We start from the raw sequence: 14,950 nt of genomic DNA, 5'->3' as shown, positions 1-14,950 counted from the left end.
CGCTGCCGGCCTCTTGCCAAGCGGTTGCTGCCAGTGATGATTGCCGCCAGAGCCCGCGCTTCGCGTTTATAGGCCCGCGCTTCGCGATTATAGGATAGTTCTCGAGAGACCGTTGTACCCGTCATGTCATTACCCAGCCCCGATCCATCCGCCCAACCCTTCGACGCCAAAGGCTTTCTAAAACAGGTCTCGACCCAGAGCGGGATCTACCAGATGTACGCCGCCGACGGCAAGATCCTCTACGTCGGCAAAGCCAAAAACCTGAAAAGCCGGCTGGGCAGTTATTTCCAGAGCGGCGGCCTCGCGCCCAAGACCCGGGCTTTGGTGAGCCGTATTGCGCGGGTCGACGTCACTATCACAGCCACCGAAACCGAGGCCCTGCTGCTCGAACAAAACCTGATCAAGCAACAGCGGCCACCCTACAACATCCTCCTGCGGGATGATAAATCCTACCCCTACATCATGTTTACCAGCGGCGACGAGTTTCCCCGCCTGGCCATGCACCGCGGGGTCAAGCGCAAGGGGGTGCGTTATTTTGGCCCATTCCCCAATGTCGGTGCGGTGAAATCCAGCCTCTCGTTTTTGCAGAAAACATTCCGCCTGCGCCAGTGTGAAGACAGCGTCTTCAACAACCGCACGCGCCCCTGCCTGCAACATCAAATCAATCGCTGTACGGCGCCCTGTGTGGGGCTGATCAGCAGGGAGGACTACGCCGCTGATATCCGCCACGCGGAAATGTTCCTGGCGGGTAAGAGCGATACCCTGGTGAAGGAGCTGGCAGACTTGATGGAAGCGGCAGCGGGGCAGCTGGAGTTTGAACAGGCGGCAGGGTACCGCGACCAGATCGCCGCCCTGAAGCGGGTCCAGGCCCAGCAAATCATCGAGGGCGGCACCGCCGATGTGGACGTGATCGCCCTGCAGCAGCAGGGCGGTATGGCCTGTGTGCATATCCTCTATATCCGCCAGGGGCGGATTCTCGGCAGCAAGAGCCATTACCCCAAGTCGGGTATTAGCCAGAACTGGAGTGAGGACAGCGCGGAACTGCTGGAGGCATTCCTGTCCCAGTATTACCTCAACCATCGCGAGCGGTCCATGCCGCGTCTGATCCTGCTCAGCGATGCGGTGCCCGGGCTCGAGGCCCTTGGCGAGGCCATCGAACAGCAGTCCGGCCGGCGCCTGCTGTTCCAAACCGAATTGCGCGGCCAGCGCCTGCAGTGGATGCAGCTGGCGCAAAAAGCCGCCCATGAGAACCTGTCCGCCCAGCTGAGCAGCAAGCAGAACACCCTGCAACGCTTTGAGGCGCTGCAGGAGGTGCTCAACCTCAGCAGCCTGCCGGAGCGGCTGGAATGTTTTGATATCAGCCACAGCCACGGCGAGTCCACGGTGGCCTCCTGCGTGGTGTTTGATACCAGCGGCCCCCTGAAAAGCGATTACCGGCGCTTCAATATCGATGGCGTCACCGGCGGTGATGACTACGCCGCGCTGGAGCAGGCCATCCGCCGGCGTTACACGCGCCTGCAGAAAGGTGAGGGCGTCTTGCCGGATATCCTCCTCATCGACGGCGGCAAGGGCCAGTTGCGCCGGGCCGAAGAAGTGCTGGCGGAACTGGCGGTCAACGACGTCTTGACCATCGGTGTCGCCAAGGGCACCACCCGCAAGGCCGGCTTTGAAACCCTGATCCTGCCCGACCGGCAGGGTGAAATGACCCTCTCCGGGGATTCACCGGCGCTGCACCTGATCCAGCACATACGGGATGAATCCCACCGCTTTGCCATCACCGGCCACAAGAACCGCCGTGACAAGACCCGGCGCACGTCGCGGCTGGAGGATATCCCGGGGGTGGGGGCCAAGCGCCGCCGGGAACTGCTGCGCCATTTCGGTGGTTTACAGGAAATTCGCCAGGCCAGTGTGGCAGACTTGGCAAAAGTGCCCTTGATCAGCAAAAAAACCGCCGAAGATATTTACAGTGCCCTCAACACCGAGTAACTTCGAGAGCCGCGCGGGGGCTTCCCTCATTGAACAAAGATTAACCAAAGGACCGGCAACCAACCATTGTGTTGGCGAACAAACGAGTTATGACTTTAGCCAACCGCTTGACCCTGTTTCGCATTACCCTGATCCCCTTGCTGGTGATCGTGTTTTATTTGCCGTTCAGCTGGAGCTATCCCGCCGCAGGGTTGGTTTTTAGCATCGCCGCACTCACCGACTGGCTGGATGGCTACGTGGCGCGCCGTTACGACCAGTCCACGGCCTTTGGCGCCTTCCTCGATCCGGTGGCGGATAAGCTCATGGTCGGGGTAGCGTTAGTGTTGCTGGTGGGTGTCCACGCCAGTGCCTGGATGGCGGTTCCGGCGGCGGTGATCATCGGCCGGGAAATCGTTATCTCGGCCCTGCGGGAATGGATGGCCGAACTGGGCAAACGCGCCAGTGTGGCGGTCTCCTATATCGGTAAAATCAAAACCACCTTGCAGATGATTGCCATCATCCTGTTGCTGACTTTTGATCCCAACCAGTTCCCCACCTGGAAGCTGCTGGGCTACGTCACCCTCTATGTGGCCGCCGGCCTGACCCTCTGGTCCATGATTATTTATTTGCGCGCCGCTTGGCCCGAACTTATGGCGGAGGAATAGTGCATTAAGTCCTTGACTCTAAAGGTGGTTTCCGTACAATGCGGTCCGGCTTAACCCACAGGGTGAAGCGCGTTTTAGCAAGGTCTACCTTGGTGAAACAGTTTTGGTAAAACAGTTTTTGTAAAACATAGGCGCGGTGGCAGAGTGGTCATGCAGCGGACTGCAACTCCGTGTACGCCGGTTCGATTCCGACCCGCGCCTCCATCTTTTGATGACTTGCCCCTGGCAGGTTGTCGGCTCCTTCAAGCGAAAGTGACGAAAGGACCCAGTGCCCAGCACTGTTAAAACCAGTTGGTCCCCACCATTGCCAACTTTAAAATACCCTCAATATATGCCCGGGTGGTGGAATTGGTAGACACAGGAGACTTAAAATCTCCCGACTATTGCAGTCGTGCCGGTTCGACCCCGGCCTCGGGCACCATATAAATCAAAGAGTTACGTCAACTCCGCAATTATTCATCTCTTTCGCCGAAAAATCTGTTGCAGGTCTGTTGCAGGTTTTGCCCAGGCAGCGAAGATTTCAGTTTCCGTCGTCTACCGTTGTAATCTTCTGTAATATGCTCTCAGAACTCTAAACCCTGAGGGATGTCATGAGGCTTGCGTTCTTCCTGCTCTGTAGTTTGCTAATTGCACAAAAGCTTTTGGCTGAGGCTGAACCCAACAAAGATGAGTGGGATAAATTTGTTTCTGCTGCGTCCGATGGTTCCGTTTACTTCGATGAACTCAGTGGTCGTTCAGGTAATAATGGAATCCCTTTGACGCTGGAGCAACTGCGGGCTAAGCGGTACAACGTAGAGAAGGAATTGGATAAAGCTGGTATTTTTCCAAGCATTTCCCTTTTATCACAGATTTTTTCTATTGACTGTATGATGGTTACCGGTGACGAAAAGTCATGTAAATGCCTTGTCGAAAACCGGCCAGTGTATAGTTCCTATTCTGAGTACACATTGTTCATCCTCAAACCCATGTTCGCTGCCAGGAGAAAAGACCTCGATATATCAGAGCAACAAATATTGGTGGATAAGATGGTAGAGATAAGAAATGCATGTGTGGTTAATTGATGCATCTGAAGTGATTCGATCTGCTCATAATATTGGAAAAAGGCCTTCTGAATTAATTGTAGTGCACGGTCTAAATAGTCTTCCTGATGAGATGAACACCAACGTAGGTACGCTTTCCGAAGCAAAGAACAGGGCTAAACTATCTTATAGTAGACAATTGAGGGGCTACGTAGCCTACGCTCAAGGCAATATGCTGCAGGTAGAATTGTACGTTAGAGAAACGAGCGGTTTTAATGGCAGTGTTGAGGCCACTAGGCTTACGGAGCCGCTAAATCGAGCAATTTGCAGCGGCGCTATAGTTATAAAGGCAATTCCCACAACGGTAGCGCCTCCAAACTTTTCTAAATGATTATCTAATAGTATGAACGAAATAGATGAGTTAAATACAATTATCGAGGAGATTAGGCAAGAAGGGGTAGTGCCGTCTGAAAATTGGGAGTTGGTTGCGAGGAAACGATTAGAGATCAGAAAGTTTGCGAGAATGGTGAAGGAGAAGTCAAAACCATTGGTCGATGAGCTCAATGCGAAAGGCTATAAGGTAGAATCTGTTTGGGACCTGGATCAAGAAGGTTATGATATTTTACCAATTGTACCTATGCTCCTCAGACATTTTCAGTTGCCATATCCAAGGCGAACGCGCGAAGGAATTTTAAAAGCTCTAAACAAGCCTGAATTGAGTAAAATGGTTGTGAACCCTCTAATTAGACTGTTTATCTCTGAGCAAGATAAAGCAGTTCAAATAGGCATCGGCGGAGTATTGGCTCGTATATGTGAGCCTGAACATACAGATGATTTGGTGAAGCTAGCTACCAATGCGAATTACGGAGAAGCAAGACATTTTCTTCCCAGGGGGATTGCTCGAATTCAACAACAGAAGGCCATTCCTATCCTGGTCGATTTATTGGATCAAAAAGATTTTGGGGCTGAGGTTATAGAAGCTCTTGGAGAAGTCGGAGGAGTAGATGCTGCGGCTTTAATTCTACCGTTTACAAAAGATAAAGATAGCTACGTTAGAAGCATAGCCAAAAAGGCGTATAAGAAATGCTCAATAGGCAAGGTTAGCAAGTGTAGCAGTATGCAAACATCGGGACTCATTGAAGCAGATTTCGCCTACGAAACATCTGGCGAGTTTGATTTAGACGATCTGGGTCCATTCCTTGAGTTGGCTCAGTCAACTTTTGCGTTATCTATTGATGCAAAGCTGGTTATGGATTCGGTTGAAAGCGCAAATGTTAATGAAGAGATTAAATTAAGTGTCAGGACGAAATCCGGAAAATATTCTGCCGAAATACTTCTGAAAATTTTGAAAGAAGATGAAGATGTTTGCTCAATATTTTTATTTTCCGGGTCGAAAATCACAATAAAGAGATGGGATACTTTGTTAAACCAGTTAATGAATGGACTGAAAAAAGAATAATCGAGAGATATAAATCATCATTAGTCAGAATTTTATTGATTGGTTGGACGTACCCTGTCGGCTTTTATCGTTCGGCCGTGAATGATTGATAGTGCCGACCAGTTGTAGTGATCGCTCACGATATAGGCCAATGCGTAAACGAGAAGCCGACCGGTGGCTGGCATGAAATACTGCTAGGCCTGCCCACGGCCCACAGCGATTAATTGGCAGTCTCGTCGTTTACCGAGTACTACCGAATAGGTATTTAAAATCGCTTGGGATACCGGAGCCGGAGGAATACTATTAACTCAACCAACCGAAACCGTGGTAGGTGAGGTGTCCGGGCTGGAACACCAGTGCCCGGTGGCATGGGGAGAGGCTCCGTGAGGTGTCTCCTTATTCTGATAAGACGACACAGTGGAGGTAGAGATGGCCACCTCAGAACTGCACGAACAGATCGCTGCGGCGCGGGCGTATGAAGACTTTTTCGTCCCATCCCTTTTTCAACAGTGGCCCCCTGTTCTCGCGAAGGCTGCCCATGTCGCGCCGGGTATGCGCGTGCTGGATGTCGCGTGCGGCACAGGAGTGCTCGCGCGTGAATTGATGGCACATGTCGGCACATCCGGGTCGGTAGTTGGATTGGATGTCATGCCCGGAATGCTGGAGGTGGCAAAGCAGATTGCGCCAAGCATCGACTGGAAGCAAGGAACCGCCGAGGCCTTGCCGTTCTCGGACCAATCTTTCGACGTAGTTGTGAGCCAGTTCGGACTCATGTTCTTTCCCGACCGCATAAAGTCACTCCGAGAAATGCTTCGCGTCCTGACGCCCGGGGGCCGATTGGCCGTGGCGGTCTGGGGTTCCTTGGACAGCATTCCAGCGATCGCTGATGAAGTAGCGTTATTGGAGCGCGTCGCAGGGCGAGCTGCAGCGGATGCCCTTCGGGCGCCTTTTGTACTTGGAAATAAAAGTGAGCTGGAGCTGTTAGCGCGCGAAGCGGGCGTCGGTGCGCCCATAGTGAATACCAGTACCGGAACGGCACGCTTCCCCAGTATTCGGTCATTGGTTGAGGCCGATCTGCGAGGATGGCTTCCGGTCATGGGTGTGGTGCTTCAGGAGGAAACAATCCAAGGAGTCCTGGCAGAAGCTGATCGAGACTTGGGTGCTTATGCCGACGAGAGCGGACGAGCGGTGTTTTCGGTATCAGCGCATGTATTGAGTGGAACCAAGTCGTGAGGATGTACGGACAAGCGGCTCTTATCAACGGGCAATGGGCGAGAATGAGCGAGGGTGATCAGCGGGGGCACTTTTCCTGAACAAATAATAGAAAAGCAAACAGGATCCTGATCTCATCCAATGCCGGGGAATTAAAGCAATTTTAATTATGCCTTTTCAAGGCCGAATTATTGATTCGAGGAACAAGCAATGCAAATAACAATAGAAAATGACGTCGCTGCAGACCTGGAGAAGGTTTGGGCTGCCTGGACTACTCCGGAGTCCATTACCCAGTGGAACTTCGCAATAGACGAGTGGCATTGCCCGAGCGCCAGTTTAAACCTCGTGGCGGGCGGTACTTTCAACTACAGAATGGAAGCAAAAGACGGTTCAATGGGTTTCGATTTTACTGGCAAGTTTACCCAAATAGATCGACTATCAACCATCCGCTACCAAATGGACGATGGCCGCAATGTTTCCGTCAGATTTGCGAAGACCAGCGATGGGGTAAAGATCACAGAAACTTTTGACGCTGAGGACGAAAACTCAGCAGAGCAGCAGCGCCTGGGCTGGCTGGGTATTCTCAACAACTTCAAAGCCTTTGTCGAAGCAGAAAACAACTAACCGGGTAGTGCAATATGAAGACCACTGCTAAAAACACCGTTTGTCTTTGGTTTGATGGCAATGCTGAAGAGGCGGCCCGATTTTACGCCGCTACCTTTCCCGACTCATCTGTCGGTGCTCTGCTTCGCGCCCCTGGAGATTTTCCCTCGGGTAAGGCAGGGGACGTACTGACTGTCGAGTTTACGCTAATGGGCATCCCCTGTATCGGGCTTAATGGTGGGCCGGTGTTCACCCACTGCGAGGCCTTTTCGTTTCAGGTGGCCACGGCTGATCAAGCCGAAACGGATCGCTACTGGAACGCGATTGTCGGCAATGGCGGGCAGGAGAGCGCCTGCGGCTGGTGCAAGGATAAGTGGGGGCTGTCCTGGCAGATAACACCGGTCGCTTTGACTGACGCATTGACTGACCCCGACCCGGCGGTCGCAAAGAGAGTGTTTGAGGCGATGATGCAGATGGGGAAAATTGACATCGCATTACTCGAAGCTGCCCGCCGGGGTTGACCGTCGCGTGGTCTTGCTGCTGAACTAATGCATCTAATACCCTTCGTTAGGCGAAGCAGAACAGTTATCATGCGCGAGCATCGCACACGAGCATCCGCACCGGACTGGCGAGTCGCGCCTTCCTTAATTTGCGTATTAATTCAGTTTGGAGTTTAGTGCTCCCGGTGAAATTCTATTTGGTGCTTATGGTTTCTTCAGACAAGGATATAAACGACAAATTGTCGATATAAAAATATTGTCCTTGTCGAACATATAAGTCCCGTGTAGTTTTAAAAGATGACGCAAGTCATCGTTCGTATTCGTCTGATTCCTGCTTCGAATACAAGCTACTTTCAGGAAAGATCAGCGATCATCGTCAATAACTTTGTTCAATAGCGATAGCCAAAAACAACAATAAGGAAAGCAAGAACCTATGGCCACTTGTGCTAGAAAGGTTGCTATAAAAATACGGGCTGGCGCACCAAGCCAACTGAGGCTCGTATCATTCTGTCGTCGAATATCCCTTCTCGCTCATGTCAGGTTATTGATGCCATCGATCGCACTCCAGCTCGATTGTTACTGATTTATTTTTTACTGGCTGATGTAAAGGCCGCTTGTGTTTGTTTTTAGGGCGTTCCTCCGTCGCGCTCATTTGCATTCCAGCATCAAGTTAAATTAAGCAGTATTTTTACACGATCACCCGTTTATGGACGGGCTTAAATTAACCCTATCATCAGGTAAGGAGTACCGTTATGTCCTCTCATTACACCGTCGAGTCTATGCCCCCCAAACCCCTGCCCAGTGAGGCCGATATTGTCATTGTTGGCGCTGGCATGTCGGGGCTCTATGTCGCCTGGCGACTGTTGCAGCAAGACCCTGAACGCAGCATTTGTATTGTCGACCGGATTAACCGCACCGGGGGGCGCCTCGACTCTGACCTGGTGCACTTTCCGGACGGCTCGACGGTCAAGGAAGAGCAGGGGGGGATGCGCTTTACCTTTGATACTATGGACAATTTGATGAGCCTGTTCCTTATGCTCGGGCTCGATAAAGAGATTGTGCCATTCCCCATGAACAGCGGCGGTAACAATCGTCTCTATTTTCGTGGGCACGCCTTTACTAACGCCCAGGCGAAAGAGGACGATTACGCAGTTTGGGGTGAGCTCTATAATCTCGATCAGGCCGAACAGGGCATCGACCCCAAATCCATTATCAACACTGTTTTTAATCGCATCCTGGCGGCCAATCCCCAGTTTGAATCCCGTCCCGATCCTCGCCCGCCGGAGTTCTGGCAGGCCTTTCGGCTGGAATGCCAGTGGAACAATGTCAAGCTGATTGACTGGTCGCTGTGGAATCTGCTGATGGAAATGGGCTATTCCAACGAATGCGTGACCTTGCTGTATCGTTTGCTGGGGTTCAACGGCACGTTTCTCTCGCAAATGAACGCCGGCGAGGCGTTTCAACTGCTGGAGGATTTTCCGGCCGACCCGCAGTTTTTTACCCTGGTAGACGGTTTCAGCGGGCTGCCCAACAAGCTGGTGGACGCGGTGGGCATGGAGCGCATTCACCTGCTGACTACGGTCGAGTCGCTCAGTAAAAGGGGCGACGGAAGCTGCGAACTGCTGACACACAACACGGAAACCGGCGAGCGTCATTCGATTGTTGCGAAAGAGAAAGTGGTATTGGCGCTGCCGCGCTTGGCGCTGGAGAAATTGTTCCTGCGTTCGAGCGCCTTTGCCGAGTTGCCGCCTGAGCGCGCAGATTCGCTCTGGAATACACTGCTTACCACCACCGACCAGGCGCTGTTAAAAATCAATTTGTACTACGACTACGCCTGGTGGGGCAATAACCTGTCCGGGCAGCCGCCGGTGGACTTCGGCCCCAATTTCTCCGACTTGCCGCTCGGTTCCGTGTACCCGTTCTATGCGATCGATGAAGCATTGTTCGCAGGTCTTGAATACCAAAACTGGCTCAAGGCGAACCACAAAACGGTACCTCCCGAGCTGGTTGATAAACTGGATTGCATCAATGACAGCAAGTTCAACAAGCCCGCGGCCCTGACCATTTACTGTGATTTCCTCAACATTAATTTCTGGCGAGCGTTGCAGGAAAACGGGCCGCGCTTTGAATCACCGCTGCAGCATGATCACAACGTGGCGCAGCCGCAGAAGATCTATCCGGCTTCCCAGGCGGTGGTGCGGGAAGCGACGGGCTTTTTCAAGAAGCTGTTTAACTCCCACTATGTGCCAGCGCCGATCCTGACCAGTGCCCGCATCTGGGCCGGCACTACCGAGCTGGGTGTGCCGGCGTCGCGGCAGGTGGGTTACGGCGTGCACCAGTGGGGCATGCACGCCGATGACAGGGAGGTGATTGCGAGCCTGGTCGAACCGGTTCCCGGTATCCACACCTGTGGCGAGGCTTTTTCCGACTACCAGGGCTGGGTGGAAGGGGCATTGCGTTCGGCGGACCAGGTATTGGCGGAATTTGGCCTGGAGCCGATCGCCAAAGTCTACTGCAAGGAATACGGTGAGCCTGCCAAGGTGATTCGCTCCAAGTACAAGGAGTTTTCCACTGAGCGCATCAAGCAGTATATAACCCGGGATCTTGCTGGCGGTGCGGATGTGGCCGACGCAGCCGCGCTGGATCAGGGTTACGACCTCAAGTTGAGCTATTTCGACAAGTAAGCAGGAGAGGTGTTATGCAAACCACCGTCGCAGATTATTTGAAAACCCGGCTTGAGCAACTTGGACTGGAGCAGATGTTTGGCGTGGCCGGTAACTACACGGCAGCGCTACTGGATACCATTCTCGCCGACAGTGACTCGCCGATTACCATCTCCGGCAACCCGAACGAAATCTGTGCGGGTTTCGCCGCGGATGCCTACGCGCGCTACAAGGGCATCGGTGCGGTGTACGTGACTTACAGTGTCGGCGCCTTTACGGCATTGAATACCATCGCCGGCGCCTATGTCGAGCACGTTCCCATCGTCCTGATCAACGGCGCGCCGACACGCAAGGAGACGGTTATAGAGCGCCAGGAAGGCCTGCTGTATTCCCACACCACCGGTAACCCCATGGTCGATATCAGCCTGTTTCGACCGGTGACCGTGGCCGCGGAGCGCATTATCGACGCCGGCCAGGCACCCTACCAGATTGACGCGGCGCTGACCGCGCTGCTGACCTATCAACAACCGGTGTACATCGAAGTGGCGGAGGACGTTTGGCGCGCGGCCTGCTGCGCCCCGGAGCGCCCCCTGCGCGGTGACAGGGATGGCAGGGTTACTGTCAGCGATACGGCGGCCGCGGTGGCCGCGACGCTGGAGTTGACGCGCCAGCGCCCACGGGTACTGTTTTGGGCGGGCATTGAAATCCAGCGCCAGGGGCTGGAGGAGCCGTTTTTGGCGCTGATGGCGGCACTCAATCGCGACCGGGACGATGCCGAGCAGCAGGTGCGCTTTGTTACGTCCGCGCTGAGCAAGGGGGTGGTGTCGGAAGATCATCCTCTGTTCGACGGTTGTGTGACCCTGACCGAACAGGAAATTGAGTCCCTGACCGGTGACGATGGTTGCCTGATCGGGATCGGTGGCTGGACCACCAGCAAGAATACCGGCAGCGAGGATGTGCGCGGCTCCGGCAGGGTGTTGGCCAGCGCCGGGACGGCGCGGGTCGGCGCAAGGTTTTTTGCCTCGGTGGAGCTGCGCGACTATATCGAGCAGTTAACCGCGGCAGTGCCGCAGTGCCCGCCCGCGCCACTGCGGCTGCCGGCCATGCTGGCACCGGTCAAGGCTGCGGCAGCGGTAGACGAAACCATTACCTACGACAGCTTTTTCCAAATGCTCAGCAATTGGTTGGGTGACGACAAGGTGCTGGTGGCGGATGCGGGGTTTCCCCTGATCGGCGCGCAGTCGGTACACATCGCCAGCCAGGGAGGTTTTCTGGCGCAAGCGGCATGGCTGGCCATCGGTTATTCCGTGCCCGCGGCCACCGGTGTGAAGTGCGCGTTGCCCGACAAGCGGGTGGTGGTGGCGGTGGGTGATGGCGCCTTCCATGAAACCTGCCAGGCGGTATCCGATCACCATCACTATGGCCATAACACGGTGGTTTTTGTGATCAAGAATGGCCTGTACGGAATAGAGCAGTTCCTGGTCAACCCGAATCCGTTTCGTCAGCCGCCAGTGGAATACCCGCAGCGCTTGCAGAACGCGCCTTATGCCTACAACGCGTTGCCGGCCTGGAACTACGAGAAAGTGGTGGATGTTTTTGGTGGCAAGGGCAGCAAGGTTGAAACATTGACCCAGTTGCGGGCGGCGCTGGCGGAGATCGATGAGTTCAAGCAAAGCAATTTCGTGGTGGAAGTTACCGTGCCGGAGACGAGTGTGCCGGGGGCGTTGAGCCGCAATATCGACAGCACCGTGGGTGAGGATGAAACCGCCAATCCGGACTGGCCACCGGCGAACAAGTTTTAAAGGGCCGGTGATAAATGGTACGTACTTAAGCAAATGATCCAGCTTGTCGTTCCCGCGCAGGCGGCGGTCCGGCGTCCCGGAATCCAGGTGCTGCGTTGTAGTTCCCCAGAAACTGGATCCCCGCCTGCGCGGGGATGACAGGTTTATACGCGAGATCATCGCCCCTAGGCCTCTGGATCCCCACCTGCGCGGGGATGACAGCCTAAAGTAAGTGGCATTCGAGTCGGTGATTGGTTCGGATAGGCGTCATGACAGTGTTAATGATTAGGTTGCAAGGTTCAGCCCGGCTCAAGCCGGGTTAAGCCAGCATTACAGGCTGCCGGGTCCCCGGGAGTCGTCACAGGAGAAGATTGATGTTAAATAGCAAGGATTTACAGGATGTAAAAAGCCAGCAGCGCACACTGAAGCAGGCGAGCGGCCCTGAACCGGCACTAGGGCCGCTCGAGCACTTGCCAGGCACCTGGAAAAGCGACGGCATGGGCTGGAATATGATTGCGCTGCCGTTTGCTGCGGGCCCGCTCGGCTACCGCCTGTTGCTCAATCAATACAACGAGACCTTGGAGTTTACCTTGGTGGACAAGGGGGTACCGAATCGCGGCGTCGGCGCCAACGGGCAGACCGATCAATTGATCGCCACCCTGGACTACACCCAACAGATCGTCCAGGTTGCAGCGGTGGACTCGCCACTCAGCGGTGAAGCGGGTGGCGCGAACCTGGCCATTCACCATGAACCGGGGCTGTGGCTGCACATGTTGAACGAGACCCAGCCCCATGTGGATATCGCCCGCCTCAGTTCGATCCCCCACGGTGACTCCGTACTCGCGTTGGGCAGCAGCGAAGTGCAGCAGGGGGGCGTTGATATTCCTGAGGTCAACGGTCTCCCGGTCGGTGTCAGCCATGATCTGGCTTCCCCCTACCTGGCACCCTACAAGCAATTCAATGACGCGCCTTTCAAGGGTAATGTGACGGCAGCGGGCTTTCCCGGATTCAATCCGCTGCAGCCGAACGCATTGCTCAGCCTCGCCAACCAGGGCGTCGATATCGTTGAAACGACCACGCTCATTGTTGATTCAACGGTCGCCACGGCGGGGGTCACCAATATCCCGTTTATCGTCAAGCAGGCCAACGCCGACTCGATGAAGTCCACTTTCTGGATTCAACGGTTGGCCGACGGCAGCAGGCGTTTGCAGTATTCGCAGATTGTCATGCTCGATTTTTTCTCGAGAGGGGATGGATTGCCGGGGCGCATTCGCTGGCCCCATGTGAGTATTAATACGTTGACGAAAGAGTAGTTGGCAGGGTAGGGAGGATACAGCTAAGCAGTTCTGCCCGCTTATTAAATGCCTGGCCTTCAGTGAATGGCGGTTTATAATAGCAAAAATACGACATTTAAATTAAGTTAAAGTATAAAAAAGCTATATATATCAGGATATTAAACGATATTGGTGTCGTATTTATGTTCTTGAAATATGTGCCTGGGATAGTTTACTATGTAGTCAATTCTCAGGTGTCGGTGATATGAAAAACAGCCCCCTCAAACAAAAGCTTGCTCTCCGCCTAAAGCGTTCCAGGAAAGAGGTTTTTTTGCGCTCGGATTTTGCCGATTTAGGTGGTTACGACCAAGTGGGCCGAGCTCTGAAGCAGCTGGTGGATGCAGGGCAGTTGGTGCGAATCGGCAAGGGGCTGTATACTCGCGCCCGGCCGTCTGCGGTTACTGGTAAACCAACCATCGCTGTTCCCGGGGGGTTTAAGGCGGCTTCCCGCGCGGCCTTAAACCGTCTTGGTTATCAGTGGAAGCCTGATGTTGCCGAGCAGCGCTACAACCAGGGTGAAACAACCCAGGTCTCTGCATCAGCGGGGGTAATTGTTCAAGGTCGGCTAAACCGGAAAATCGGGTTTGGTAACCAGTCCCTCAAGTACCAGACCAAACCATAGCTAAGGAAAGCCTATGGAAGTGACGAGGGAGTTGGTGGAAGACGTTGCTGCCGAGTTGGGCATCAACGAACCCTCCCTGGTTGAAAAAGATTTTCATGTCGTTCAGGCCCTCTCGCTACTGGCGAATTACCACTCTCCCAATTTTGAGCTCGTTTTTGCTGGTGGTACTTGCCTTACCAAGATATTTATTGGTCTGCAGCGGATGTCGGAGGATGTTGACCTCAAAGTACTGCGAACTGAACAGGGGCGGGCGTTGGGTCGAAATGCGCTACGCAAGGAGTTAAGCGCACTTAAGCAGGATGTACGAGATATTTTTGAAGCTGCTGATTTCACCATTTCTGACGAATCGGCACGCAATGAAAACCACTTCATTGGTTTTGAGTTGGCGTACACGGCTATTTTCGATGTCATCGACGCTCTACGGCCCAATATCAGAATTGAGCTGACTCTCTGTGATTATGAATGTCTCCGTGAGGATCGGGCCATTGCTTCCCTGATTGGCCAGGCCATGGGTGAACCTCCTGAAATAGGAGCGCTTGCCTGTATTGATGTCGTTCATACCTCAGCTGAGAAGCTGGTATCCCTTTTGCGACGTACTGCTGCCGATTTGCGCGGCATAAAAGAATGGACGGATGACGCTCTGATTCGCCATGTTTATGATTTACACATCATCAACAGTAAGGCAGCCTTGGGAGCTGATTTCGTTCAATTGGTGCATCAGACTGTGACGGGTGATGCTGAACGGTTTGGCAGTAAGCACAAAGAATTTCTGGATGATGCCAAAGGCGAGCTAAAAGCGGCTCTGGCGGCGCTGAATTCACAAGCCATATATCGAGAGCAGTATACAAAGTTTCTGGGGCCACTAGTGTATGCGCAACACAAGCCGGATTTTGACCAAGGGCTGGCAACTCTCAACAAGCTGTCGGAGTTAGTATGGGGGGCTGATGTTGTGCCGGGTGGTGGATTTCTCGGCAGCATTGATAAAAAGCAGCTGGACTCCCTTGTAGATCCCAACCAGTTATAAGATAGGCGCTTCGAGTTGTAACCAGTAAGGTTGGTACTTTCTTTTGGCGGCTATTTTCTTTCGTCTTGTTAAGCGATGTTCGGCTATTGAGGTCAGCAAGGGTGCAGCGCTGCTCGTACCCAAA

General features: G+C 53.8%; 13 protein-coding genes and 2 tRNA genes. All 15 read left to right on the top strand.

Features of this window, described 5'->3' with window-relative positions; translation table 11 throughout:
• Nucleotides 1-123 precede the first annotated feature (123 nt).
• The 15 genes from uvrC to G8764_RS01235 all read left to right on the top strand — a co-directional run bounded on the left by uvrC (nt 124) and on the right by G8764_RS01235 (nt 14,826).
• Nucleotides 124-1,986: an excinuclease ABC subunit UvrC gene (gene uvrC / locus G8764_RS01305; protein ID WP_166161103.1), complete on the top strand. Its 1,863-nt coding sequence runs from the start codon at nt 124-126 to the stop codon at nt 1,984-1,986.
• A gap of 89 nt (nt 1,987-2,075) precedes the next feature.
• Nucleotides 2,076-2,630, top strand: coding sequence for a CDP-diacylglycerol--glycerol-3-phosphate 3-phosphatidyltransferase (pgsA, locus tag G8764_RS01300; protein WP_166161101.1), 555 nt, complete (start codon nt 2,076-2,078; stop codon nt 2,628-2,630).
• Between the two features lie 130 nt (nt 2,631-2,760).
• Nucleotides 2,761-2,834: transfer RNA gene (locus G8764_RS01295), tRNA-Cys, on the top strand.
• 129 nt (nt 2,835-2,963) lie between these two features.
• Nucleotides 2,964-3,051, top strand: a tRNA-Leu gene (locus G8764_RS01290).
• Nucleotides 3,052-3,220: 169 nt separating this feature from the next.
• Entirely contained in the window at nt 3,221-3,691 is a 471-nt protein-coding gene (locus G8764_RS01285) for a hypothetical protein (RefSeq protein ID WP_166161099.1), read from the top strand.
• On the top strand, nt 3,672-4,040 hold the full coding sequence (locus G8764_RS23040) for a putative toxin (protein ID WP_425049206.1): 369 nt from the start codon (nt 3,672-3,674) through the stop codon (nt 4,038-4,040). Before G8764_RS01285 ends, G8764_RS23040 begins: the two co-directional genes overlap by 20 nt.
• Nucleotides 4,041-4,052: 12 nt before the next feature.
• Nucleotides 4,053-5,108 (top strand): HEAT repeat domain-containing protein, encoded by a 1,056-nt coding sequence (locus tag G8764_RS01275; RefSeq protein ID WP_166161095.1) that lies wholly within the window; start codon nt 4,053-4,055, stop codon nt 5,106-5,108.
• Nucleotides 5,109-5,516: 408 nt separating this feature from the next.
• On the top strand, nt 5,517-6,320 hold the full coding sequence (locus G8764_RS01270) for a class I SAM-dependent methyltransferase (RefSeq protein ID WP_166161093.1): 804 nt from the start codon (nt 5,517-5,519) through the stop codon (nt 6,318-6,320).
• A gap of 189 nt (nt 6,321-6,509) precedes the next feature.
• On the top strand, nt 6,510-6,923 hold the full coding sequence (locus tag G8764_RS01265) for an SRPBCC family protein (protein WP_166161091.1): 414 nt from the start codon (nt 6,510-6,512) through the stop codon (nt 6,921-6,923).
• A 14-nt stretch (nt 6,924-6,937) separates the two neighbouring features.
• Nucleotides 6,938-7,423, top strand: coding sequence for a VOC family protein (locus G8764_RS01260; RefSeq protein WP_166161089.1), 486 nt, complete (start codon nt 6,938-6,940; stop codon nt 7,421-7,423).
• A gap of 731 nt (nt 7,424-8,154) precedes the next feature.
• Nucleotides 8,155-10,086: a flavin monoamine oxidase family protein gene (locus tag G8764_RS01255; protein WP_166161087.1), complete on the top strand. Its 1,932-nt coding sequence runs from the start codon at nt 8,155-8,157 to the stop codon at nt 10,084-10,086.
• A 14-nt stretch (nt 10,087-10,100) separates the two neighbouring features.
• Nucleotides 10,101-11,867, top strand: coding sequence for an alpha-keto acid decarboxylase family protein (locus tag G8764_RS01250; RefSeq protein WP_166161085.1), 1,767 nt, complete (start codon nt 10,101-10,103; stop codon nt 11,865-11,867).
• Between the two features lie 353 nt (nt 11,868-12,220).
• Nucleotides 12,221-13,159: a heme-binding protein gene (locus tag G8764_RS01245; protein ID WP_166161083.1), complete on the top strand. Its 939-nt coding sequence runs from the start codon at nt 12,221-12,223 to the stop codon at nt 13,157-13,159.
• 226 nt (nt 13,160-13,385) lie between these two features.
• A complete protein-coding gene (locus G8764_RS01240) occupies nt 13,386-13,802 on the top strand; it encodes a type IV toxin-antitoxin system AbiEi family antitoxin domain-containing protein (RefSeq protein WP_166161081.1) in 417 nt (138 codons plus the stop codon).
• A gap of 13 nt (nt 13,803-13,815) precedes the next feature.
• Entirely contained in the window at nt 13,816-14,826 is a 1,011-nt protein-coding gene (locus tag G8764_RS01235) for a nucleotidyl transferase AbiEii/AbiGii toxin family protein (protein ID WP_166161079.1), read from the top strand.
• Nucleotides 14,827-14,950: the final 124 nt, after the last annotated feature.

Origin of the sequence: Pseudomaricurvus alcaniphilus, assembly GCF_011440395.1 — a bacterium.
Lineage (GTDB): Bacteria > Pseudomonadota > Gammaproteobacteria > Pseudomonadales > Cellvibrionaceae > Pseudomaricurvus > Pseudomaricurvus alcaniphilus.
This window is presented reverse-complemented; position numbering and strand designations above follow the sequence as displayed.

Excerpts from the sequence above, each read along its gene's own strand:
- uvrC (WP_166161103.1), top strand. The coding sequence starts at position 124 with ATGTCATTACCCAGCCCCGATCCATCCGCCCAACCCTTCGACGCCAAA.
- pgsA (WP_166161101.1), top strand. The coding sequence starts at position 2,076 with ATGACTTTAGCCAACCGCTTGACCCTGTTTCGCATTACCCTGATCCCC.
- G8764_RS01285 (WP_166161099.1), top strand. The coding sequence starts at position 3,221 with ATGAGGCTTGCGTTCTTCCTGCTCTGTAGTTTGCTAATTGCACAAAAG.
- G8764_RS23040 (WP_425049206.1), top strand. The coding sequence starts at position 3,672 with ATGCATGTGTGGTTAATTGATGCATCTGAAGTGATTCGATCTGCTCAT.
- G8764_RS01275 (WP_166161095.1), top strand. The coding sequence starts at position 4,053 with ATGAACGAAATAGATGAGTTAAATACAATTATCGAGGAGATTAGGCAA.
- G8764_RS01270 (WP_166161093.1), top strand. The coding sequence starts at position 5,517 with ATGGCCACCTCAGAACTGCACGAACAGATCGCTGCGGCGCGGGCGTAT.
- G8764_RS01265 (WP_166161091.1), top strand. The coding sequence starts at position 6,510 with ATGCAAATAACAATAGAAAATGACGTCGCTGCAGACCTGGAGAAGGTT.
- G8764_RS01260 (WP_166161089.1), top strand. The coding sequence starts at position 6,938 with ATGAAGACCACTGCTAAAAACACCGTTTGTCTTTGGTTTGATGGCAAT.
- G8764_RS01255 (WP_166161087.1), top strand. The coding sequence starts at position 8,155 with ATGTCCTCTCATTACACCGTCGAGTCTATGCCCCCCAAACCCCTGCCC.
- G8764_RS01250 (WP_166161085.1), top strand. The coding sequence starts at position 10,101 with ATGCAAACCACCGTCGCAGATTATTTGAAAACCCGGCTTGAGCAACTT.
- G8764_RS01245 (WP_166161083.1), top strand. The coding sequence starts at position 12,221 with ATGTTAAATAGCAAGGATTTACAGGATGTAAAAAGCCAGCAGCGCACA.
- G8764_RS01240 (WP_166161081.1), top strand. The coding sequence starts at position 13,386 with ATGAAAAACAGCCCCCTCAAACAAAAGCTTGCTCTCCGCCTAAAGCGT.
- G8764_RS01235 (WP_166161079.1), top strand. The coding sequence starts at position 13,816 with ATGGAAGTGACGAGGGAGTTGGTGGAAGACGTTGCTGCCGAGTTGGGC.